Raw genomic sequence first — 22623 nt, forward strand, 5'->3', positions numbered from 1 at the left:
CGTGCCCCTGTGTCACACGCGTGTCACTCTCGCGGGCCGAGTGCACCTGCCCCGGGACCTGGTTTGCATGCACAACCAGTGACGGATAGTGCGCGGGGTCACTGAAAAACCAATGGAAATACGACCAGAAGGTTGGACACCCGACCGACCCTTGACTAAAGTCAAAGAAATATGGAGCCAGTGAAAGCGTCAGTGTCCGCGGAGCACGTGACCACCCTGCGCCGCTTCAACCGGTACTTCACCCGCCGGATCGGCGTGCTCGACGATCACTACCTGGGGCAGGACCGGCCGCTCGGCGAGGCGCGCCTGCTGTTCGAGATCGGGACCGGCGCGTCACTGAAGGAGCTGAGGACCCGACTCGGCCTGGACGCCGGGTACTTGAGCCGGATGGTGCGCGCGCTGGAGGGCCAGGGACTCGTCCGGGTCAGCGTGCACCCGACGGACAGCAGGCTGCGCCTCGCGGAACTCACGGAGGCCGGGCGGGCGGAGCTGGCGGAGCAGAACCGGCGGGCCGACGGACTCGCCGAGGGCCTGCTGGACGGGCTGAGCGAGGAGCAGCGGGAGCGGCTGACGGAGGCCGTCACGGTGGCCGAGCGGCTGCTGCGGCTGGCGGGCGTCGGTGTCAGGGCCGTCGACGCCCGGTCGGCCGACGCGCGCGCCTGCCTGGCCGGTTTCGCCGCCGAGCTGGACGAACGGTTCCCCGAGGGATACGCCACCGCGGATCTCGTACCGCCTGAACAGATCGCCGTCCTCCTCGTCGCGTACGAGGAGGAACGTGCCGTCGGCTGTGGTGCGCTCTGCGCGCTCGACGCCGACACGGCCGAGATCCGGCACCTCTGGGTGCACCCCGACGCGCGCGGACTCGGCCTCGGGCGGCGGCTGTTGACCGCACTGGAACGTGCGGCCGCCCGGCGCGAGCATCACGTCGTACGCCTCGACACGCACGAGGTCCTCAAGGAGGCCGCCGCGATGTACCGCACGAGCGGGTACGTCGAGATCCCGGCGTACGACGCGAACGCGCACGCCAGTTACTGGTTCGAGAAGGTACTGGTCCCGCCCGGCTGACGTACGGTCCTCCGCCCGTCGCCCCGCCCGCCCGTCAGCCGTCCTTGCTGCTGATCGCCCGTCAGCCGTCCTTGCTGCTGATCGAGGGCACCGCGCTCGGGGAGGGGACCGGGTCGAAGCGGAACGTCTGGCCCGACTCGTCCTGACCGCAGGGCAGTTGGAGCACCGGGGCCCAGCTCTTCTTGGAACCGCCGGGCACCGAGACGCAGGAGCCGGTGTGCAGGGGCATGATGCGGTAGCCGCTTGGCCCGTCCGACCCGCTCGACCCGTCTGTTCCGACCGGCTTCAGACGGAAGCGTTCGGCGTTGCCGCGGTGGCCGCAGTAGTCGTCCGCCATCCGCGCGCCGCCCCGGGTGCTGCCGCCGGTCACGCCCAGGCAGCCGTAGCCGAAGACCGGGTGGAGCGAGCGGATCCGGTAGACCCCCTCCCCCTGGTCCTCCAGGGCGTACGTCAGGAGGCCGCGACCGCAGTCGAACTGGTAGACGCCGCCCGTCTCTTCGCCGTCCCGTTCGGACAGGCAGAGGGAGGAGGTGAGGGAACGGATGCGGTAGGTGCCCGGGACGGGCGAAGCTCCGTCGCTGTCCGCCGCGTCGTCGCTCGCCGCGTTGCCCGCGCTGGTCGCGTTCGGCCCGCCCGGCTCGCGGCCGTCGTCGTCCGCGTCCTCGCCCGCCGCCGACGCGAGGTAGCCGCCGCCCGCCAGGACCAGCAGGGTCAGCACGGCACCGGCCAATCGCCGGCGCGAGCGGATCAGGCTACGCAGGGAGCGGTGGCGAGGTGGCGGGCCGGCCTCGGGGTTGGGGGCTGACGTGTCCGGGCCCCCTGGCGGCTGCACGTGTGCGTGGGCCCGTTCTTGCTCGTATTCGCGTGCCTGCTCGTGCGCCTGCTGGTGTTCCTGGTCCTCGGCTTGGTTCTGGTTCTGGTCCCGGTTCTGGTCCTGGTTCTCGTTCTGGCCCTTGTCCTGCTCCTGGTCCGGGCGGGTCCCGGACGGCTCCGTCTCGGCGATCCGGTTCCGCGCCGCCAGCCACGCCTCCGCCTCGCGTCCCACCCCGCAGGCGTTGAGGAATGCCGTCAGCATCTCCGGGCGCGGCAAGGCGTCATGGCGCAGTACGTCGGCCAGCGTGCTGCGCGGCAGTACCTCGCCCCGCTCGGCGGCCCGCTCCTCCAACTGCCGGTAGGAGAGCCCCGACCGGTCCTTGAGCCGTCGAAGCCGGGCGGCGAACTCGGCGGCGTTCCGCGCCTCTTGAGGCGTCGGCCCAGGCGTGTCGGGAGGCGTGCCGAGCGGCGTGCCAGGAGGCGTGCCGGGAGGCGTCTGCTGTGACGGCTGCTGCGGCGCTGAGTGCCCGTGGTCGCCCATGCCAGACATCTTTGTCGGAGGCACGTCACACGGCCAAGGCCGTTTCCGGCCCCCTCGCACCGGCCGTACGAGCCCTCACGGAAACCCGGACAGCGGGCTGACCAGCCCGGACAGCGCGGGACTGTCCGGGACGGCCCGGCGCTGTTGTCCCCGTCCAACCTGCCCCAGCAAGCTCTTTCCTGCCCGGCAGGTCACTGCTTCGGGCCCCATCCCTGAGGAATCCCTGAGGAGTTACTCATGCGTCTTCGTCATGCCCTCGCGAGTGCCGGTCTCGGAACCGCGCTCGCCCTAGGTGTCATGAGCGCACCGGCGAGCGCCGCGCCCAGCGCCTGCTGGAGCGAGCAGACCAGCCCGACCTTCGCCCGGGGCGCCTGCAACAGCATGGCGGGCGGCGGCAGTTGGCGGCTCGGCATCCGGTGTTCCGACGGCGACTACAAGTGGTCCGCCTGGAAGAGGGTCACCACGCCGACCAGCCTGCGCTGCTCCGGCGGCCCGACCATCACGAACCACTGGATCGACACCGCCTGAGCCGGAGCCGGGCCCGTACGCCCGCGCTGTCCGGGACCTGCTGCGCAGGGGAGAGCATGTCCCGGACGACCGCTCGGTGAATGGTGAGCGGCGAGCAGCGGGTGGTGCGCGGCGGTGAGGTGCGGTGCGCGAAAAGCCGCCCCCGGGAACTCCCGGGGGCGGCTTCAGGCCTGGGGCTTCGGCTTCAGGCCGGTGTACGGCTCAGATGAGGCCGAGGCCGCGGACCGCCTCGCGCTCCTCCTCCAGCTCCTTCACCGACGCGTCGATGCGGGCACGGGAGAACTCGTTGATGTCGAGGCCCTGGACGATCTCGTACGAGCCGTCCTTCGTGGTGACGGGGAAGGAGGAGATGAGACCCTCCGGGACGCCGTACGAACCGTCGGACGGGATGCCCATCGAGGTCCAGTCGCCGTCCGCCGTGCCGTTGACCCACGTGTACACGTGGTCGATCGCGGCGTTCGCGGCCGAGGCGGCCGAGGACGCGCCACGGGCCTCGATGATGGCGGCACCGCGCTTGGCGACGGTCGGGATGAACTCCTCGGCCAGCCACTTCTCGTCGTTCACGGTCTCGGCGGCGTTCTTGCCGGCGATCGTGGCCTGGAAGATGTCGGGGTACTGGGTGGCGGAGTGGTTGCCCCAGATGGTGAGGCGCTTGATGTCCGCGACCGTCGAGCCCGTCTTCTTCGCGAGCTGCGTGAGCGCGCGGTTGTGGTCCAGGCGGGTCATCGCGGTGAAGCGCTCGGCCGGTACGTCCGGGGCGGCGGCCTGGGCGATGAGGGCGTTGGTGTTGGCCGGGTTGCCGACGACGAGGATCTTGACGTCCTCCGCGGCGTTGTCGTTGATGGCCTTGCCCTGGGGCTTGAAGATGCCACCGTTGGCGGAGAGCAGGTCGCCGCGCTCCATGCCCTTGGTGCGGGGGCGGGCGCCGACGAGCAGACCGACGTTCGTGCCGTCGAAGGCGACGTTCGGGTCGTCCGTGATGTCGATGCCCTGAAGGAGCGGGAAGGCGCAGTCGTCGAGCTCCATGGCGGTGCCCTCGGCGGCCTTCAGCGCCGGCGTGATCTCCAGGAGACGCAGCTTGACCGGCACGTCCGCGCCGAGCAGCTGGCCGGAGGCGATGCGGAAGAGCAGGGCGTAACCGATCTGGCCGGCCGCGCCGGTGACGGTGACGTTCACGGGAGTGCGGGTCATGGCGTTCTCCGTATGACAGCTGACGACGGTGGGGCGTCCCTGCCCCGGGGTACGGGATCCCCTGCCCTGCCGCCGGGATGATCGATCACTTGTGTCGATGATCGATCTCTTGGCGTCAAGAGAGATCCAGCGGTCAGGCTATCGCGCATCCGGGATCCCGGACGGCCGGGGCCGATGTGGCCCGCCCCACAGGGCGTTCCGTCCCGCGTCTCCGCGGGGCGCTCCGCGGAGGCGCGGGACGCGGGCGGGGTGTTGGGCCGGGTGCGGGACCGGGTGTGAGAGGGGGCATGGGAAGGCGGCCGTCGATCCGGGAGAGAAGGCCGACGGCCGCCTTCTGTGGGGGTGCCGGGTGGTCGGGAGGGGGGTGAGTCCTCCCGGTCGGTGCCGGACTCCCGTGGGGGTACGGTTCGCCTGCCCCGGCGGGGGGCGGGCATTCCTCTTGTTCGGGGAATTCTTACGGGTGGGGGTCTGGGCGGCTTGGTGGGCTTGGGGTGGTGGGTGTGTGCGGGCTGTTTTGGGCTGGTCGCGCAGTTCCCCGCGCCCCTGGAAGGCAGAGGCCCGCGCCCCGGGAAGGCACGGGCCTGCGGCCCCGAAAGGCATGGGCCTGCGGCCCAAAGACCGGGCCTGCGGCCCGAAGCAGCGGGTGGGCTCGGGGCTGTGGGTGGGTGCCGGTCGAGTTGGGCTGGTCGCGCAGTTCCCCGCGCCCCTAAAAAACCCGGGAGCGCCCCGCGCCCCTGAAAACCCAGGAGTGCCCGTGCCCCTGAAAACCCGGGAGCGCCCTCGCCCCCACAAACCCAAAGTGCCCCGCCCCAAAACCCGGGAGCGCCCCGCGCCCCTGAAAACCCGGGAGTGCCCCGCCCCTGAAAACCCGGGAGTGCCCCGCCCCTGAAAACCCGGGAGTGCCCCGCCCCTGAAAACCCGGGAGTGCCCGCGGCCCAAAACCCGGGAGCGCCCTCGCCCCAAAAGCCCGGTGCCCGTGGGCCTGAGTGGCCAGGGTTTCGTCCCGAACAGAACAGGTGCCCGCCTCTCGTGAGGCGGGCACCTGGGTGAAGCTCGTTCGGTGTGAGCTTCTGTGTGCTACTTCGTGCAGCCCTCCTCGCCCGAGGTCTGGAGGGTGGCGCAGGCCTTGGCCGCGGTGGCGTTCTTGACGGCGACCATCGGGGTGTAGGCGTCGGTGTCCGTGTCGACCTCGGCGGTCTGGGCGGCTGCCTTGCCCGCCGTGATCCGGACCTCGTCGCCGGGCCCGGCCGCGGTGATGCGGGCCCACGCGGCCCCGCACGTCTCGCTGTAGCGGACCTCGACCTGGGCGGTGCCGACGACGGCCTTCTCGACCGTCGTCGCGAGCGTGCCGCCGCAGCCCATGTTCTCCGGGTCCTTGCCCGCGCAGTCCGCGCCGAAGCACTCGACACCGGCCGGCAGCTCCTTGCTGACGGTCGGCGTCGGCGTCGGCGTGGTGTCGCTCCCTGCCGTGTCGTCGCCCCCGCCGTTCGTGAGGAACACGGCCGCGGCTATCACCACGAGCGCACCCACGACCCCCGCGAGGAACATCGTGAGCCGGCGCTTCCCGCGCTTCCCGTCGGGCGAACCGCCGGAACGCGGCCGCGCGTCCTGGGGCGGACCCCCGGCAGAACCGGCCGCGCCCCCGGCACCGGCGGCACCGGGCATGCCGGGCGGTCCGAAGGAACCCGACGGGCCGAGGCCCGACGACCCGGATGCACCGGACACACCGGCAGAGCCGGACGCGCCGGCGCTCGACGTGCCCAGACCCCCGGGGTATCCGTACCCCCCGGACGCTCCGGACGTCCCCGAAGGCGTGGCGACGGCTCCCCAGCCGCCACCGCGCGAACCCGAGGCCCCGCCCGAGCCGTTGCCGCCACCGGCCCCGGCACCGGCGCCGCGCGGCGTCCGTCGCTCCTCACCCTGCACCGGAGTCCCCGGCGGCACCGTGGGTGCCACCCCGGCAGGTCCCGCGATACCCGGCGTGGGCGCCGCTGTCGCGCTACCCCCGGCGCGCGCCTGCTTCCCGTTCCGTCCCCCCTTGGCCGGAGTCGACCCGAACTCTCCGAGCGCGGCACGCGCCTGGGAGATCCGGATCGCTTCCATGGTCATGTCGTGGCGCATCTCCGAGCGGCTCCAGGCCCTCTCGGCAAGCTCCCACATCGTCGTCAGATGGACGGGATTGGTCCCGGTCACCTCGGCCAGAGCCACGATCGCGCCCTTCGGCGCGAGCAGCCGGCCGTTCAGATACCGCTCCCAGGACGTCTTGCTGTACCCGGTGCGGTCGGCCACGGCGGCGACACTCAGCCCGCCGCGGTCGACCAACCGGCGCAGCTGGCTGGCGAACTCCCTGACCTGCGGATCGAGTTCATCCGGCAAGGCCCTCCAACGAGGCATTGCTACCCCCCTCTTTCCCCCCGTACGTGCTGGCTTTTCCCGCGCGTGAAGCCCTCTGCCGAGTTCTCGTTCTGGCTACCCACAGGGATGCGCACAGTAAGGATCTCAGTTCCCGGGATGGGGGCGCACGGGAGCATTCGGGCCTGTGGGCATGCACCGTTGCACGCCCGTTGGTCTGCGGTCCAGTGTCCCACCGACTTCCCTCCCGGCCGACGGGATCGCCTGGTCAGCGCACGGGACGTCCCGGAGCGTCCCGATTGCCCACGTTATCCCTGGTGTCGGCGGTGATCAGCGTAAATCCTCGAACTTGTCAACACATCGACACGCGAGGAACACATGCGCGACCTCGTGCGTCACTCGCGACCTCAGGGGGATCACATGCACACCAAGGGCAGGTCGAATCGTCGACTGCTCACCGCCGTCACCGTGACGGCGACCGCTGGACTCGCGCTCGGCATGAGCGGTCCGCTCGCCGCGGCCACGTCCGGCTCCGCGGCCTCTCCGCAGGTCATCGACGGTACCGGCGGCGCGTACAACGACTGGGGCGACGAGGGGACGCTCTCCGTCAGCCGCAACTCGAACAGCAACGCGACCCGTCTGTGGCAGACCGTCCTCTACGCGGACGGCGCCAGGTGGAGGGACGGCAATGGCGTGAACCGCCCCTTCACGAAGTACGACATCGACGGCTCCTTCGGCTGGAAGACGAAGTCGGCCACGAGGTGGTGGCAGGCGCGCGAGGAGCTGGAGGACGTCGACGGCATCGTCGGAAAGGAGACTTTCGGCCACGCAGACGACTTCCTCGACGGCCCGTACCGGGGTGGCCAGGTTACGTACAGCGGCTACCAGCGGGACGTCACGTTCAAGCGGCTGAGCGGGAAGTACTACGTCAAGATCGGTACGCAGTGGAAGGTCGCGGCGTACAAATGGCGAGGCTGAACCCGTTTCTCCCGAGCCCTCGGACTGTCACTCCGACGTGTGATCACGCCAGGGTGACGGCACCGACCACCGCGGTCAGCAGCAGGACGAGGGCGAGCACCAGGGCGTAGAGCAGCAGACGGTGCGAGGCGGCCCAGGAGGCCCTGGCGGGGGCGTGCTCCGGTTCCGGCGCCTCGGCGAGCAGGTCCCACCACGGGACCGTGGGGACGTCCTCGTACCCGCCCCGGTACTTGCCACCGTCCGTCGCCCCGTTCGCACCCTCGCCCCCGGCCACGGGCACCCCCGCCGGAGCCGGAGCCGGAGCCGTGGCCGGGACCTGAGCCACCGTTCGCGGCCACGCCCGCACCGCCAGCTCCCAGCGCACGCAGAAGCGCTCGGCGTCCGTCCCCGCGACCCGGCACAGGGCGACTACCGCCTGCCGGGGCGGGGGCTGCGTCGCGTTCAGATAGCGGTGCCAGGAGGACTTGCTGTACGCCGTGCGCTCGCCCAGGGCGACCAGGCTGAGCCCCGTACGGTCCTTGAGCAGCCGCAGTTGCTCCACGAAATGCGCCACCTCCGGCGGAAGATCCGCAGGCAGTGGCTGCCAGGCGCTCATCCCTCTCCTTGCCCCCTCACCGTCTCCCTCGTAGGTCCCCCGTTATGACCGGGTGACGGCGTCGGCGGCGGATTGGTTCCCGCCGGATGCGTTGCGGGACGAACGCCATACGACGGCCGGATGACAGCCCCCGACGGGTGGGACGTACCGGAACCGTCACCTCCGTGCCACAGGGGACTGACAGGCATTGAACAGCCGTTGGCACGTCCATGACTCTGGAGTCCAAGCGGCGCCCGTCCTCGCTCGGGGGAGTGGACGGGCGCCGCTCCCGTCCACGAAGAAGCCCGCCTCCTCTGGAAGAGGGACGGGCTTTCGTCACGCTGGCGCCTGGTTCGTTAGGTCCTGACCGTGAAGTGGAGCGTGTCGTCCAGGAACGGGATCTCCAGCAACGGGTTGGGCTGCGCCATCATCGCGAGCAGCACGATCGTCACACCCAGGACGCCGTACGTGACGAGGTCGGTGAACCGCGAGCGGACGGCCAGCATGCCCACGTCGGGCAGCATCCAGCGCATGACTCCGCCCGCGAGCAGCGCGACACCGATCAGCAGAGTGCCGAATTTGAAGAGGTCGAGCGCGGTCAGCAGGAGACCGAGTCCGACGGTGCCGGTGACCGCGAGAATCGGCCACTGACGCGCGGGCGCGGGCGCGTCGCGCGGAGCCGCCCGGCCACCGCCCTCGGGCCGTGCGGTGTCCCGGGTGAACAGCGGGAACCGGCGCGTGGTCCTCCGGGGCCGGCCATCGGGACCGGGGGCGCTGACCGCGTCCCGGGCGGTGGGTTCGCCCTCGCGAACCGCGTCGGCACCGGGTTCGGCGTCCTCCTCGGCCGGGGTGCCGTCGGAATCCGCCTCGCCGGAGTCCCCCTCGTCGCCGTGCGCCGGGTGCGGCCCGGTGCCGTGCGGCTCGGTGCCGTGCGGCTCGGTGCCGGGCGACTCCGCGCCACTCGCCTCGGTGCCGTCCGGCCGCGCGTCCGGCGCCCGTCCGGCCTCCGGCTCGGCGCCTGTCGGCTCCTGTTCCGGTACGGATGCCCCGGCGGCGGACGTCCCGTGCGACTCGGCGTCCTGGACGGCCGGGGCGCCCTTGACACCCCGGCCCGCGGCGCCGCTCCGAACCCGGCTGTCCTCCCGGCGCCCGCTGTCGCTCTGGTCCCCGGCCTCGGCCCGCGCCGGATCCTCGACCTGAATCGCGGCGTCGGCCCGCGCCGACGCATCCGCCCTCGTCGACGTATCCGCCTTCGCGGACGTATCCGCGCTCGCGGCCGTGTTCGCGGCCGTGTCCGTGTTCGCGGCCGTGTCCGTGTTCGCGGATGTGTCCGCCTCGCTGTCCCGCCCGGTGGCGGCCCGGTCAGCCGGCACTGCGTTCCGCCGCCTCGACCACGTTGACGAGGAGCTGGGCGCGGGTCATCGGGCCCACCCCGCCGGGGTTCGGGGAGATCCAGGCGGCGACCTCGGCGACACCGGGGTGGACGTCGCCCACGATCTTGCCCTCGGCGCTGCGCGAGACGCCGACATCGAGGACGGCCGCCCCGGGCTTCACGTCCTCGGGGCGGATCAGGTGCGCGGAACCCGCGGCGGCGACGATGATGTCGGCCCGGCGCAGGTGCGAGGCGAGGTCGCGGGTGCCGGTGTGGCACTGCGTCACCGTCGCGTTCTCGGAGCGGCGGGTGAGCAGCAACGGCATCGGGCGGCCGATCGTCACGCCACGGCCGACGACCACGACCTCGGCACCCTTGATCTCCACGCCGTACTGCCGTAGGAGGGTCAGGACGCCGTTGGGGGTGCAGGGCAGCGGGGCCGGCTCGTTCAGGACGAGGCGGCCGAGGTTCATCGGATGGAGCCCGTCCGCGTCCTTGTCCGGGTCCATCAGTTCCAGGATGCGGTTCTCGTCGATGCCCTTGGGGAGCGGCAGCTGGACGATGTAACCGGTGCAGGCCGGGTCCTCGTTGAGCTCGCGGACGACCGCCTCGATCTCCTCCTGCGTGGCGGTCGCGGGCAGTTCCCGCTGGATCGAGGCGATACCGACCTGGGCGCAGTCGCGGTGCTTGCCCGCGACGTACTTCTGGCTGCCGGGGTCGTCGCCCACCAGGACGGTTCCGAGGCCGGGCGTGATGCCCTTCTCCCTCAGGGCCGCCACGCGGACGGTCAGATCGGACTTGATCGCGGCTGCGGTGGCCTTGCCATCGAGAATCTGGGCGGTCATGTCCCCATCCTCGCGGATGACCGGGCCCTGGTTCCAATCCGGCCCTCCACAGCCACTTCCGGCCTTCCCGGCGGACCTCCCCGGCACGCTCCGTCCGGTCGCCGTCCGGCCCGCGCCCATGATCGGCGATGTTGCACTTGCACAACACACGCGGTATCCGGCTGGACAAATAAGCGACGCGTTAAGGACGATGAGCGGCACAGTGCCGCGGACAGTACCGGGGGGACGAACCGCATCTGTAGAACTTTCCTCCGAAATGTGCCGCGTCGTCCCCGCACTTACGCAACGACGGAGGAAAGCGCCATGAGTTTTGGCGACCCGAACAACCCCTACGGTCCGCCGCAGGGCCAGCAGCCCGGATACCCGCCCCAGCCTCCCCAGGGCCAGCCCGGCTACCCTCCGCAGGGCCAGCCCGGTTACGGCTACCCGCAGGGCGCCCCGCCGCAGCAGCCCGGTTACGGCTACCCGCAGCAGCCGGGCTATCCCGGTTACCCGGGCGGCAACAACATGGCCATCGAGATGCCCGGTCTGATGAAGACCGCGCGCGTCCTGCTGTTCATCCTGGCCGGTCTCCAGATCCTGTTCGGCATCATCGCGGGCATCGCCGTCGGCGCCGTCCAGGACGTGTCGAACGGCGTCGGCAGCGGTGACGACACCGACACCCTCGCCGGCCTCGGCTTCCTCGCCGCCGCGATCCTGGTGGGCCTTGGCGCCCTGTCCATCTTCCTCGGCGTCAAGTTCAAGAACGGCGGCAGCGGGATCCGCATCACGACGATCGTGTACGCGTCGCTGATGATCCTCGGCGGTCTCGTCAACACCGTGCAGGGCGCGGGCGGTTCCGGCACCTTCGGCGGGCTCATCTCCCTCGCCATCGCCGGCATCATCCTCGCCTCGATGGTGAACGGCGCCGCCTCGGCATGGTTCAACCGCCCGCGGTACTGACCTCGGAGCCCGCGCGGCACCGACCCCGGAGCCCCCGGGCTCCGGCTCCGGAACGGCACGTTCACGCCATTCACGCCAAGGGCCGTGTTTCACCCCGCTGAGGGGGGACACGGCCCTGCCGCGTCCCCATACCCTGATGCCGTAACCGCGTGCGGGACCGGGAACGGGGAGCGGGACGGGGAGAACGGCCTTGTACAGCATCATCGTGGTACCTCCGCCGACCACGGAGGACGAACACAGCGGCACGTACGGCAGCACGTACGGCAGCACGTACGGCAGCGCATACGGCGCCGCACACGGCGGGACGCGCACCGGGACGTACGGCGCGAAACCCGCCAGCCCCCAGATCCGGCTCGCACCCGGCGAGCGGCTGCCCTTCGGCCGTTCCGCGAACGGCAACGGGCTTGCGATCGCACACGAAGGCGTCTCCCGGAAGGCCGGGGAGATCACCGCGCAGGGCGCGTTCTGGGTACTGAGCAACCTCTCGGCCCACCAGACGTACGTGGTGGAGAACCCGGAGGGCGCGGGTGAGCACATCAAGGTCGGACCCGGCAGGCTGGACGCGCCGGTCCCCTTCGAGTTCTCCCGGATCGTGCTCCCGGCGGCGGGCGACCTGCTGTCCATCGAGGTGTGGGCACCCCGCCACGACTATCTGCGCTCCCCGGAGGGCCTGGACGGGGCGACGACCACGCCCGCGTTCTCCGTCGACCGCACCAAGCGGTACTTCGCGGTCCTCGCCGCCCTCTGCGAGCCCCGGCTGCGCGGTGAACCGCACGCCCCGCTGCCCACGGTCGACCAGGTCGTGGAGCGGCTGCGGCCCCACTGGCCCGCCGCGTCCCGCACCTCGGTCCAGTGGAACATCGACTACCTCGCCGTGAAACTGCGCCTCAAGCCGGGCCCCGACACGGCGGACACGGGCCCTCGCCTCAACGGCAAGAAGGAGTCCCTGGTCTCCCTCGCCCTGCGTTTCGATCTCGTACGGGAGGACGACCTGCTCGTCCTGACAAGGCCGGCGAGCCGGGCGGCGCGGTGACCGAGGCGTACGCGGTCTCGGTACCCAAGGGGTACCGGGTGGGGTCCTGGGAGGTGCGGGACCCGATCGCCACGGGCGCGTTCGGCAGCGTCTACGAGGCCCGGTGCGCCCAGCCGCGCGAGGGCCTGCCGAAGTCGGCCGCGCTGAAGTTCCTGCCCACCGGCACTGGTACGCCCCGTCAGCTGACGCATCTGCGTGAACTCGCCGAGCGCGAGGTCGAGTTGCACCGAAGACTCACGCGCCCGCGGCTCATCCGGATGTACGAGACCCTCACCGTCGACGACCCGGGCCACCCCGAACTCGACGGCGCCACCGTCCTCGTACTGGAACGGGCCGAGGGTTCCCTGGCCACCCTGCTGGACCGCTCCCCGCACCCGCCGCAGGGCCCCGCGCTGCTCGCGCAGACCTGTGAAGGGCTGGCGCAGCTGCACAGCGCCGGCTGGGTCCACGGCGACCTCAAGCCCGCCAACGTGCTGCTGATGAAGGACGGTTCGGCCCGGCTCGCCGACTTCAACATGGCCGCCGAGCTGGAGGGCACCCACGCCTACACCCCCGCCTTCTCCACCCCCGACTACACCCCGCCCGAACTCCTCTGGTCCGAGATCGGTGAACGCGGCCGCCAGATCCGCCCCTCGGCCGACATCTGGGCCTTCGGCGTCCTCGCCCATCTCGTCCTCACCGACACGTTCCCGCTGCCGGGAGGCACCCCCTCGGCCCGCCGGGACGCGGCGGTCCGGTACGCGCGCGGCACGGACGAACTACGGCTGTCTCCTCAACTGCCGGACGGCTGGCGGGAGATCGTGCGGGACTGTCTGGCCCGTACGCACACGGAACGGATCTCCGCCGAGGCGCTGTTGCGGCGGGTGGAGGAGGCGGCCGGCACCAGCCCGTCCCCCCGTCTGCCGAGGCTGCGCGCGCGGCGCGGAGGACGCCGCTCGACGCTGGTCCTCGCGGCCGCGGCCGCCACGGTCGCCGTCTCGGGGCTCGCGTACGGCATCACCACCTGGGCGGGCGACGGCGGGAGCGGCTCGGAGGGGGGCGCGGGAAACGCCTCCGCGACCGAGAAGGTGGTCCAGGCGTCGTACGGCGCCGGCGAACTCCGTACCGACAAGGGCGTACCGGCCGTCCACCGGCCGCTGATCGTCGACTCCGCGCACGACTGTGTGCAGGAGGAGGTCACCCCGGCGCTCCTCGCCGCCATGCTGAAGGTGGAGAGCGACTTCGACCCGGGTCTGTCCGACCCCGCCAACGACGAGTACGGCATCGCCCGTTGGACCCCGCGGGTGCTGCGCTGGTGGATCCGGTCCGACGGCGTCACCGCCAAGACGATCCCGAAGCCGCCCTTCTCCCCCGCCGAGTCCATCCCCGCCATGAGCAGATACCTGTGCTGGATCGCGCCACGACTCGATCCGAAGCTCGACGGCGACCACCGCGTGCTGATCGCGGCCGCCTACCGGACGTCGTACGAGAAGGTGAACGACGCGGCCGGTGTTCCCCCGAAGTACCGCGACTACGCCGCCCGCGTCGCTCACTACCTCAAGGAGTACACGCCCGCGGGGAAGAAGTGACCCTGAGACTTCCGAGGTACCCCTCCCCGCCCTCCCGCACGAGGGTGGAGTCGTCCACCTACGGGGGTGGCGACACCAGGAGGGACACACACCATGAAGCGCACTCTGGCCTCACTCGGCGCCGCGGCGGTACTGGCCTCCGGAGCGATCATGCTGGCTCCGGCGAGCGCATCGGCGGCACCGAACGGCTGCTGGGGCAACGCCGGCACGAAGACGGACCCCGAAGGCCGCACGTACTCCGCCCGCTACTGCCACAACTACCAGAGTGGCGACATCATCTGGCACCGCAACAAGATCGGCGATCTGTACGCGGGCGACAACTGGTTCGTCTGCCAGACGAAGACGCCGGGCTACAACAACCCGCCCGTCGGCAGCGCCCGCAACGACTGGTGGCTCTACACCCAGGGTGACACCGGCAGCACGCACCGGGCCTGGGGCTGGTTCCCGGCGACCAAGGTCTCGGGCGGCGGCAACTGGCAGCCGATTCCGGGGCTGCGCACCTGCTGACGTCCTTCGCCCGGCGGCGGTCTCCGGTTCCCTCGGGGGAGGGCCGGAGGCCGCCGTCATGTCCTCCCACATCCACCGGGGACGGGCCGCCCGCTTCCGACCGGACCACGGAGTGAACCACAAGCAAACGCAAAGTGAACTGTCCGGATGTTCCTCGCACGTTGCTCTTTCCTCGGCCGCGTCCTCGTCGCGCCGCCGGGACATACCCCCGGGAACTCCCCCTACTCTGACGTCTGTTGGACTAGGGGCAGGGGGACTACTCCATGTACAGCGTCATCGTGGTGCCGCCGCAGGGCGCCGGAGCGGGTGACCAGATCAGACTCTCCGCCGGCGAGCGGCTGGCCTTCGGCCGGTCCGAAACCGGTAACGGACTCGCGATCGCACACGAGGGGGTCTCCCGGATCGCCGGAGATCACCGCACACCGCGCCTTCTGGATTCTGAGCAACCTCAGCCGGGACCAGACGTATGTGGTCGAGAACCCGGAGGGCGCGGGCGAGCACATCAAGGTGGCGCCTCGCCGCGTGGACGCGCCCGTGTCGTTCGAGTTCTCGCGCGTGGTGCTGCCCGCCGCGGGTGACCTGCTCAGCTTCGACGTCTGGGCGCCGCGCCACACTTACCGCGGCGCCGCCGGCTCCGGGTTCTCCGGCGCCCTCACGGCTCCGGCCTTCGCCCTCGACCGCACCAAGCGGTACTTCGCCGTGCTGAGTGCCCTGTGCGAACCCCGGCTGCGCGGCGAACCGCACGCTCCGCTCCCAACCGTCGACCAGCTCGTTGAGCGTCTGCGGCCCACCTGGCCCGCGGCGAACCGCTCCTCCGTGTACTGGAACATCGACTACCTGGCGGTCAAGCTACGTCTGCGGTCGGCTCCCGAAACGGCCGGACCCGGCCCGCGCCGCTACGGCAAGAAGGACTCGCTGGTCTCGCTCGCGCTCCGTTTCGACCTCGTGCGGGAGGACGATCTCGTCGTCCTCGCGGCGGCCCCGAGCGAGGTGGCCCAGTGACCGGAGACGTCTGCACCGTTCCGGTCCCGAAGGGCTACCGGGTGGGCCCCTGGGAGGTCCACGAGCCGCTCGCCTCCGGCGCGTTCGGCAGTGTCTACGCGGCCAGGCGCATCGGCGACGGGAACGCCCCGGGCGACCTGACCGACGACGGAACCGGCCCGGTACCCCGGGATGCCGCCCTGAAGTTCCTGCCGACCGGCACCCGAACCCCGCGCCAGCTCCACCATCTCCGTGAACTGGCCCACCGGGAACAGGAGTTGCTGAATCGGCTGCGTTCTCCACGGTTGATCCGGATGTACCAGGCGCTCACGGTCGACGACCCGGGCCACCCCGAACTCGACGGCGCCACGGTCCTCGTACTGGAACGGGCCGAGGGTTCCCTGGCCGAGTTGCTGGACCGGTTCCCCACCCCCGGCTCCGGGCCCGCCCTGCTGGCCCAGGTCTGCGAGGGGCTGCACCAACTGCACCGTGCGGGCTGGGTGCACGGCGACCTCAAGCCCGCCAACGTGCTGCTCATGAAGGACGGTTCGGCACGGCTCGCGGACTTCAACATGGCCGCCGAGCTGGAGGGCACCCACGCGTACGCGCCCGCCTTCTCCACCCCCGACTACACCCCGCCCGAACTCCTCTGGTCCGAGGTCAGCGAACGCGGCACCCAGATCCGCCCCACCGCCGACGTCTGGGCCTTCGGCGTCCTGGCCCACCTCGTCCTGACCGGCACCTTTCCCCTGCCCGGGGGCACGACGGAGGCCCGCTGCGACGCGACCGTACGCTACGCGCGCGGCGACGAGGAGTTACGGCTGTCCCCCGACCTCCCCCCGGACTGGCGGGAGATCGTCGCCGACTGCCTGGCACCCACGCACGAGGAACGCACGGCGCGCACCACCGACACGGCCTCGCTCCTGCGCCGGGTGGAACAAGCCGCGGGGACGGCCCGCTCACCTCGCCTGCCCCGGCTCCGGCCCCGCAGATGGCGCCGCCCCGCCCTCGCGACCGGCCTGGCGGCGGCGATACTGGCGGTGGCCGGGACTGTCGCGTACACGATGCGGGACGACGGACCGACGTACGGATACCACCGCTGCCCCTTCGGGTCCGTCTGCTTCTTCAGCGAGCCGAACGGCACGGGTGAGATGTGCGGTTGGAAGGGGGACGACAAGGACTGGCTGTCGGGCGCCGAGACGTGCGCGTGGACCCGCGGCCGCCCGGTGAAGTCGATCTTCAACAACGGCGACGAGGCGACGGGGCTCGCCGGTGTGGCCTACTACCGGGGCCGTGACTTCACCCCGGTCGGCGAGGACATCACCCGCGAGAACTCGCGCAACCGGACCGGCTGCACGGCCCAACGCGCCCAGGGCAACCTGGCGGGCACCTACGCGCCCCTGTCCCACAGGTGGATCGAGCACTGCGGGGACGGGGCCGCGGACTGACACCCTCAACGCGCCCCAGTCGGCGGAGCCCATGGCCCCGGTGGCCGACTGCCAGGGCCGCACCGGTCTCTTCGCCGCCCAGACCTCTCCGACGATGCTCCTCACCTGCACGGCGACGGACACGGGCACGACACGGATCGCCGCGTACGCCGGGCAGAGCCGCACCTGGCAACCGTACGAGCGGGACGTGGGGGCCGGCTAACTCCGGAGGGACCCGATGAACTCCGCCCAGGCGCGGGCGGGGAACACGAGGGCGGGTCCCTGCGGGTTCTTGGAGTCCCGGACGGGGACGACACCGGGGAGACCGTCGCGGACCTCGACGCAGTCCCCGCCGTCGCCGTTGCTGTAGGTGCTCTTGCGCCAGCCGGCGGCGCCGACGAAGCCCTCGGCCACCTCGACGCACTCCCCGCCATCACCGTTGCTATGGCTGCTCTTGCGCCAGACGGCGGCGCTCAAGTCAATCTGCTCGCTTGCCATTTCGATAGTCCTCTGCCGCGTCCTCGATCATGGCGAGGGACGCCTCAGGCGGCAGTGCGGCGGCCCTGAGCAGATCGTACGACTTGCGGTACTGCTTCACGAGGGCCGGATCGTCGATGGTGTCGCCGCTGTACGAGGACTCGGTGTACACGAGGGGCGGGGCGTCAGGGAAGGTCATGACCTTGGCTCCGCCGAGCATGAGCGGATACGCCCCGCTGTTCCACGGCAGGACCTGTGGAACGATCCGCCGACGCCGCGCCAACGCCGCGATGCGGTCGAGCTGTTCGGCCGTCTCCTCGGGCGGGAGGATGGGATGGCGCAGGATCGACTCGTGCAGGATCGCCCAGTACTCGGGGACTTTGTGATCGTCCTCGAAGAGGCGCGCCCGCGCCATCCGGGCGTTGACCTTCTCCGCCACCTCTTCGTCCGACGCCCTCGGGTGTGCCGCCTGGACCAGCGTCCGTGCGTAGGCAGCCGTCTGCAGCAAGCCGGGGAGAACGGCGGGACACCACTCCTCGATGGTCTCCGAGTGCTTCTCCGCCTCCAAGATCCGCTCGAAGTACCCCGCGTGCCCCTTCCTCTTCGCCTTCCGTACGTCCTCGCACCGTCGCCCGAAGAAGCCGTCCGTCTTCAGCACCCGGTCGGCGTGATGCGCCAAGTCCTCCGGCATACGCCGCTGCCCACGCTCGATCTCACTCAGATAGGTCGGCGCGTAGAACGAACCCTCCACCACCCCCTCCAACGTGAGCCCCGCCTGCTCCCGCTTCCACCGCAACTCCTTGCCGTAGAACTCCGGAACGCTCGCCGAACCGTCGATGTCCTTGCGCGCAGCCACCGTTGACCACCTGCTTCCACACCCGGTGCCGTGGACCCCAAAACCCTTTTACGGTACGCCGCCCGACGCCAATGTGTGATGAGTTCGTCACGCACCGCACAGGAAGGCGTTTCCCCCCATGACCGACTCCGCCGCCCCCGACGACGTACACGCCTGCGTGGAACAACTCCGCACCGCGCTGGAAGAGAACGGCATCACCCTGCCCTCCCTCGGCATCGAGTCGACGTCCTTCGCCGCCGTCTACGCCGCCCCGCACCTCGTCGCTCTCGGCAACTGCAATCTGGCCACCGCCCAGGCCCTGGCCATCGCCCTCCGCAAGGCAGCCGCCCGGTGAAACCGCTCGCCCTCGACCTGCTCGCCGTCCCCAAAGCCGTGCCGGAGGTCCGTCGCGCCGTGCGCGAACACCTTGGCGTCCCCTGCCCCGAAGTGCAGCTCTGCGCAAGCGAGTTATTGACGAACGTGATCGTCCACCTCGGCGAGGAGACCCCGGTCTCGGTGCGACTCATCCACGAGGGCGGCCGTACCCGCCTGGAGGTAACCGACCCGGACCCGCACTCCTGGCTCATCCTCCGCCGGGCCACCGCCGACGACGAGACCGGCCGCGGGCTCCTCCTGCTCGACGCGGTCGCGGTGCGCTGGGGCGTGGAGCAGACACCCGGTGGCAAGACCGTGTGGTGCGAATTTCCGGGAGGCACATGATGCGGGATGCACATGATGTTCGGGCAACCCTGGAAAGTTTCAGGTTCCCGCCGCTCCTCACTTCCAGCAATGTGGTCCGGGCGCCGCCAGGGGGCCGGCGCGCCGACCGAACGAGGGACGACATGAAAACCTTGCACACTCTGCGCGTCAAAGCTGGAATCTCCGCTTCCGCCGTCCTGCTGTCCGGCGTCGGACTCAGCCTGGCCACCGCGACACCGGCCGCCGCCTACGCGGGCTACTGCAACAAGTCGGTGACCAGGTCGAGCGCACTCGGCTCCGTCAGCTTCGTCTTCCACGCGAAGATCCCTGCCTACAACAGCACCATGGACTGCTACATGAACCGGGGTGCGAACAGCAAGGCGGTCGAGGCACTCCAGACATCGCTGAACAAGTGCTACGGCCGAAGCCTGGACGTCGACGGCGACTTCGGCCCCGCCACCGAGACGGCGCTCGAATACGCGCAGGACAAGGAAGACCTCGGCGTGGACGGCAAGTACGGCACCGAATCACGCAAGGGCCTCAAGTGGTACTGGGATCAGCAGAACGGCTCCCGCTGGGGCTGCGCCCGGCTGGGAGACGTCATCCACATCGGTGTCTGACGGAGACGACCGGGCCACCAGTACGTCGGCCGACCGGACAAACGGGGAGAAGAATCGCATGAGGATGTTCAGGATTGCGCGCCCGAAAGCAGGTCTCGTGGCTGGGGCCATGCTCCTGTCGGGGCTGGGGCTCGGTGTGGCCACCGCTTCGCCCGCCGCCGCCTACGACGGCTACTGCAACAACTACGTGTCGAAGACAAAGTCGTTCAACGGCAAGACGTACACCGCCTACATCCCGTCGTACAACAGGAGCTCCAACTGCTACATGGACCGAGGTGCGAACAGCACCGCGGTCGGCATGCTCCAGCGGTCGCTGAACGTCTGCTACGGCCGGAGCCTGAGCATCGACGGAATCTTCGGCCCCGCTACCGAGGCTGCGCTCAAATACGCGCAGGACAAAGAGAACATCGGCGTGGACGGCGAGTACGGCACTCAGTCGCGCGACAACCTCAAGTGGGAGTTCAGCCTCATCGGCTCCTACAGGTGCGTTGAGCTCTGACCCCTTGACCGCCGACCACCGGGAGACCGAATGAAGAAGTTCCGCCCACCGCGCGCCAAGGCAGGAATCGCCGCCGGCGTGATGCTGCTGGCCGGACTCGGAGTGGCCGGTACCACAGCTCCGGCCTCCGCCGCGGACTACTGGTGCAACAAGACGCTCGGCCGCTTCGTCAACGGAGGCGATCACGAACTGGCCAACATCCCCGCGTACGGCAGCACCGACAACTGCATCACCGGGCGGGGAGCCTACGGAACCCACGTGAAGGCGATCCAGAGCGCTCTTCGCTACTGCCACGGCCGGACCAAGGTGGAGGCCGACAGCGACTTCGGGCCGATCACCGAACAGGAACTGAAGATCGTGCAGGGCAACCTGGGCCTCGAAGCCGACGGCGTGTACGGCCCGAATACCCGCGACAAGCTGCGCTGGCGCAGCACCACCGGCCACTGCGGGACCCTCCCGTAACGGGCGCAGTCGACACCACGTGAAGCCAATCCCCATCGCATCAGCGCATACGGCCGCGGTGATCGTTCGTGATCACCGCGGTCGGCTGTTTCCGCACCGCCCTCCACAGAGCCGCCGTGAAGCCCGAGAAGCCGCGCGGCGTACGGGACCCGCGATAGCCTCGTGTCAACTGGGGTGGCGTACAAGCCATTTGTGAACGAACGGCTGCGGAAGAACAGCACATCGGGGGACCCATGTCGGACGACCAGCGGCCCACGTCGCCGTACTCTCCGGAGTCCGGCGACGCCGCGTTGGAGCAAGCGGGGGCCGGTCGCCTACGGCCGAAGGACCCCGCTCGCATCGGGCCCTACGTGTCGCTCGGGCTGCTCGGCAAGGGCGGGATGGGGCGGGTCTATCTGGCACGGCCCGCCGACGACGGCTCGGGTCTCGCCGCGGTGAAGGTGATCCGGCCCGAGTACGCCGAGGACGCCGACTTCCGGCGACGGTTCGAGCGCGAGGCCGCCGTGCACGGCCGGGTCCGGACCCCGCACGCGCCGCGATTACTGGGCACCGGCTTCCAGGACGAGCTGCTCTGGATGGCCACGCAGTACGTGCCCGGCCTCAACCTCGCGGAAGCAACCCGCGAGTGCGGCGGGCTCGAACCGGCGGGCGTGTGGCGGCTGGTCGGCGAGCTGGGGCAGGCCCTCTCCGCGCTGGCCGCCGCCGGGATCGTGCACCGGGACCTCAAACCGTCGAACGTGATCCTTTCCACGTGGGGCGCGCACGTGATCGACTTCGGCATCTCGCAGGCCGCCGACAGCAGCGCGATCACCACCACAGGGAGCCGGGTCGGCACCCCCGCCTTCATGTCCCCCGAGTACCTCAGGGAAGGCCGCTGCGACACCGCCTCCGACGTGTTCTCGCTCGCGAGCACCCTCGTCTACGCGGCCACGGCACGCGCCCCGTTCGGCGACGGCACCGGTGTGGACGTCATGCACCGGGTCGCCTTCGAGGAGCCCAGGTCCGAGATCATGGACGAGCTGGCGGAGGCAGATCCCCCGCTGGCCGCGCTGCTCCTGGCCTGCTTGTCCAAGGACCCGGCCGGGCGGCCCACGCCCCGGCAACTGATCGACGCCGCCCCGGCACATCCCCGTACGGGGTGCGAGCCGCATGAACCACGTGGGCCTGGCGAGCCGCATGAACCGCATGAACCGCGTGAGCCGCATGAACCGACGTGGCAGGAACCCCTCGGCTCACTGCTGCTCGCCCGCCGTGCGGCCAACGAAGTGCTGGAGTGCGCCTCCGCGGAGCAGCTGGGCCACTTCCGCGCGCCCGTACAGCGCACGGCGTCCCCCGGCCCCGACCCCGCCCCCCTCCCCGCCTTCGGGCCCCCGCCTGCGACTCCGGTCAGCCCGTACGGAGCGTCCACGCCCGCCCCGGCCACGGCCGACAGCCCGTCGGCAGGCGGGCCATCGGAGGGCGGGCCACCGGAGGGCGGGTCATCGACAGGCAACCCGGCCCCCGGCGCTCCACCCGACACCGCCCCCGCACCCGACACCGCCCCGGACCCCGCCCGAGGAACGGTCGTCACGCGCCGCAGGAAGCCGTACTTGGTCATCGCCGCGGTGCTGGCCGTGTGCGCCGTCGCCGTGAGCGCCTTCCTGCTCACCCGCCCGGGCACCACCGGCACGGCCTCCCCCGCGCCGACCGCCGAACGGACCGCCTCCGAGAAGCGGGAGAACTCTCCGTCGCCCGACTCCTCCGCCTCGGCGTTCCCTTCCCCGTCCCGCGAGGAGAAGGACGACAAGGACGGTGGCACCAAGGGCGACGCCCCCGGAGCGGGAGGTGAAAGAGAGGGCGACGGCGGTCAGGGCCCCGGGCAGGCCGAGCCCACCCGGGCGGAGACCACCGCGGCCGACGGCAGCGGCGGATCCGGAGGTGCCGGATCCGGAGGTGGCGATGGCAGCAGCGGAAGCGAACCCGCTCCGACCAGGACCACGGCCGAACCGGCCACACCCCCGTGGATCTCCCAGTGCACGTACTACTCCGGCACCCAGCTCACGCAGTCCGGCGACAGGGGCCAGCGCGTCGTGCAGGTGCAGTGCATGTTGGACAAACGCGGCTACGGCGTCGGCGGCGCGGGCGTGGACGGCCAGTTCGGCAAAGACACCGCGGCGGCGGTCAAGGCCTTCCAGAGCGACAAGGGGCTGGAAGTCGACGGCCAGGTCGGCCCCAACACCTGGGCCGCGCTGCGCGGTTCAACGTGATACCGCGACACGACAACACACGACACAACACACGACAACAACGGCCCGCCGGTGTCCTGGGTGAACGG

General features: G+C 70.9%; 22 protein-coding genes and 2 pseudogenes. 16 read left to right on the forward strand and 8 right to left on the reverse strand.

Features of this window, described 5'->3' with window-relative positions:
• Positions 1-171 precede the first annotated feature (171 nt).
• Positions 172-1065 (forward strand): GNAT family N-acetyltransferase, encoded by an 894-nt coding sequence (locus ACIBEI_RS40260; protein WP_398895661.1) that lies wholly within the window; start codon positions 172-174, stop codon positions 1063-1065.
• A 61-nt stretch (positions 1066-1126) separates the two neighbouring features.
• On the opposite strand, the gene ACIBEI_RS40265 is transcribed toward ACIBEI_RS40260, so the two are convergent.
• Positions 1127-2419, reverse strand: a complete 1293-nt coding sequence (locus ACIBEI_RS40265; protein WP_398895663.1) for a helix-turn-helix domain-containing protein — start codon at positions 2417-2419, stop codon at positions 1127-1129.
• Positions 2420-2656: 237 nt separating this feature from the next.
• Here ACIBEI_RS40265 and ACIBEI_RS40270 point away from each other — a divergent pair, with 237 nt between their 5' ends.
• A complete protein-coding gene (locus ACIBEI_RS40270) occupies positions 2657-2947 on the forward strand; it encodes a hypothetical protein (RefSeq protein ID WP_189837230.1) in 291 nt (96 codons plus the stop codon).
• A 201-nt stretch (positions 2948-3148) separates the two neighbouring features.
• Here ACIBEI_RS40270 and ACIBEI_RS40275 read toward each other — a convergent pair whose 3' ends face one another.
• Together ACIBEI_RS40275 and ACIBEI_RS40280 are read right to left on the reverse strand one after the other, a co-directional pair.
• Positions 3149-4138, reverse strand: a complete 990-nt coding sequence (locus ACIBEI_RS40275; RefSeq protein ID WP_398895664.1) for a malate dehydrogenase — start codon at positions 4136-4138, stop codon at positions 3149-3151.
• A 1077-nt stretch (positions 4139-5215) separates the two neighbouring features.
• Positions 5216-6532, reverse strand: coding sequence for a DUF2690 domain-containing protein (locus ACIBEI_RS40280; RefSeq protein WP_398895665.1), 1317 nt, complete (start codon positions 6530-6532; stop codon positions 5216-5218).
• Between the two features lie 378 nt (positions 6533-6910).
• On the opposite strand from ACIBEI_RS40280, the gene ACIBEI_RS40285 reads away from it, so the two are divergent.
• The gene (locus ACIBEI_RS40285; RefSeq protein ID WP_398895666.1) at positions 6911-7468 is read left to right on the forward strand and encodes a peptidoglycan-binding protein; all 558 of its coding nucleotides are present in this window, start codon (positions 6911-6913) and stop codon (positions 7466-7468) included.
• Positions 7469-7511: 43 nt separating this feature from the next.
• Here ACIBEI_RS40285 and ACIBEI_RS40290 read toward each other — a convergent pair whose 3' ends face one another.
• From ACIBEI_RS40290 to ACIBEI_RS40300, 3 genes and pseudogenes are all read right to left on the reverse strand, one after another.
• On the reverse strand, positions 7512-8063 hold the full coding sequence (locus ACIBEI_RS40290; RefSeq protein ID WP_398895667.1) for a helix-turn-helix domain-containing protein: 552 nt from the start codon (positions 8061-8063) through the stop codon (positions 7512-7514).
• A gap of 335 nt (positions 8064-8398) precedes the next feature.
• A pseudogene (locus tag ACIBEI_RS40295) lies at positions 8399-8896 on the reverse strand (DUF3017 domain-containing protein); the annotation flags it as partial.
• Between the two features lie 508 nt (positions 8897-9404).
• Entirely contained in the window at positions 9405-10259 is an 855-nt protein-coding gene (locus ACIBEI_RS40300; RefSeq protein ID WP_143639212.1) for a bifunctional methylenetetrahydrofolate dehydrogenase/methenyltetrahydrofolate cyclohydrolase, read from the reverse strand.
• Positions 10260-10562: 303 nt separating this feature from the next.
• Here ACIBEI_RS40300 and ACIBEI_RS40305 point away from each other — a divergent pair, with 303 nt between their 5' ends.
• From ACIBEI_RS40305 to ACIBEI_RS40335, 7 genes and pseudogenes are all read left to right on the forward strand, one after another.
• Entirely contained in the window at positions 10563-11201 is a 639-nt protein-coding gene (locus ACIBEI_RS40305; RefSeq protein ID WP_398895669.1) for a hypothetical protein, read from the forward strand.
• Positions 11202-11391: 190 nt separating this feature from the next.
• On the forward strand, positions 11392-12234 hold the full coding sequence (locus ACIBEI_RS40310; protein WP_398895670.1) for an FHA domain-containing protein: 843 nt from the start codon (positions 11392-11394) through the stop codon (positions 12232-12234).
• A complete protein-coding gene (locus ACIBEI_RS40315) occupies positions 12231-13802 on the forward strand; it encodes a serine/threonine protein kinase (protein WP_398895672.1) in 1572 nt (523 codons plus the stop codon). The genes ACIBEI_RS40310 and ACIBEI_RS40315 overlap by 4 nt, the downstream gene beginning before the upstream one ends.
• A 93-nt stretch (positions 13803-13895) precedes the next feature.
• Positions 13896-14309 (forward strand): hypothetical protein, encoded by a 414-nt coding sequence (locus ACIBEI_RS40320; RefSeq protein ID WP_398895673.1) that lies wholly within the window; start codon positions 13896-13898, stop codon positions 14307-14309.
• Between the two features lie 263 nt (positions 14310-14572).
• Positions 14573-15311 (forward strand): annotated as a pseudogene (locus ACIBEI_RS40325) (FHA domain-containing protein).
• Positions 15308-16738: a protein kinase gene (locus ACIBEI_RS40330; RefSeq protein WP_398895674.1), complete on the forward strand. Its 1431-nt coding sequence runs from the start codon at positions 15308-15310 to the stop codon at positions 16736-16738. Before ACIBEI_RS40325 ends, ACIBEI_RS40330 begins: the two are co-directional and overlap by 4 nt.
• Positions 16739-16769: 31 nt before the next feature.
• Positions 16770-16940, forward strand: a complete 171-nt coding sequence (locus ACIBEI_RS40335; protein ID WP_398895675.1) for a hypothetical protein — start codon at positions 16770-16772, stop codon at positions 16938-16940.
• On the opposite strand, the gene ACIBEI_RS40340 is transcribed toward ACIBEI_RS40335, so the two are convergent.
• Both ACIBEI_RS40340 and ACIBEI_RS40345 read right to left on the reverse strand, forming a co-directional pair.
• A complete protein-coding gene (locus ACIBEI_RS40340) occupies positions 16937-17215 on the reverse strand; it encodes a DUF397 domain-containing protein (protein ID WP_398895676.1) in 279 nt (92 codons plus the stop codon). The two genes, ACIBEI_RS40335 and ACIBEI_RS40340, sit on opposite strands and share 4 nt — an antisense overlap.
• Positions 17196-18050, reverse strand: coding sequence for a helix-turn-helix domain-containing protein (locus ACIBEI_RS40345; RefSeq protein ID WP_398895679.1), 855 nt, complete (start codon positions 18048-18050; stop codon positions 17196-17198). The genes ACIBEI_RS40340 and ACIBEI_RS40345 overlap by 20 nt, the downstream gene beginning before the upstream one ends.
• A 118-nt stretch (positions 18051-18168) precedes the next feature.
• Here ACIBEI_RS40345 and ACIBEI_RS40350 point away from each other — a divergent pair, with 118 nt between their 5' ends.
• The 6 genes from ACIBEI_RS40350 (at position 18169) to ACIBEI_RS40375 (ending at position 22555) form a co-directional block, all read left to right on the forward strand.
• Positions 18169-18384 carry a hypothetical protein gene (locus tag ACIBEI_RS40350; protein ID WP_398895681.1) on the forward strand — a complete coding sequence of 72 codons (216 nt, stop codon included), beginning with the start codon at positions 18169-18171 and terminating at the stop codon, positions 18382-18384.
• A complete protein-coding gene (locus ACIBEI_RS40355; RefSeq protein ID WP_398895684.1) occupies positions 18381-18749 on the forward strand; it encodes an ATP-binding protein in 369 nt (122 codons plus the stop codon). Before ACIBEI_RS40350 ends, ACIBEI_RS40355 begins: the two co-directional genes overlap by 4 nt.
• Before the next feature lie 122 nt (positions 18750-18871).
• Positions 18872-19348 carry a peptidoglycan-binding protein gene (locus ACIBEI_RS40360; RefSeq protein WP_398895685.1) on the forward strand — a complete coding sequence of 159 codons (477 nt, stop codon included), beginning with the start codon at positions 18872-18874 and terminating at the stop codon, positions 19346-19348.
• Positions 19349-19445: 97 nt separating this feature from the next.
• Positions 19446-19847: a peptidoglycan-binding protein gene (locus tag ACIBEI_RS40365; RefSeq protein ID WP_398895686.1), complete on the forward strand. Its 402-nt coding sequence runs from the start codon at positions 19446-19448 to the stop codon at positions 19845-19847.
• 30 nt (positions 19848-19877) lie between these two features.
• Positions 19878-20309: a peptidoglycan-binding protein gene (locus ACIBEI_RS40370; RefSeq protein WP_398895688.1), complete on the forward strand. Its 432-nt coding sequence runs from the start codon at positions 19878-19880 to the stop codon at positions 20307-20309.
• 233 nt (positions 20310-20542) lie between these two features.
• Entirely contained in the window at positions 20543-22555 is a 2013-nt protein-coding gene (locus tag ACIBEI_RS40375) for a protein kinase (RefSeq protein ID WP_398895689.1), read from the forward strand.
• Positions 22556-22623 lie beyond the last annotated feature (68 nt).

It is taken from the genome of Streptomyces sp. NPDC050988 (genome assembly GCF_044456225.1).
GTDB lineage: Bacteria > Actinomycetota > Actinomycetes > Streptomycetales > Streptomycetaceae > Streptomyces.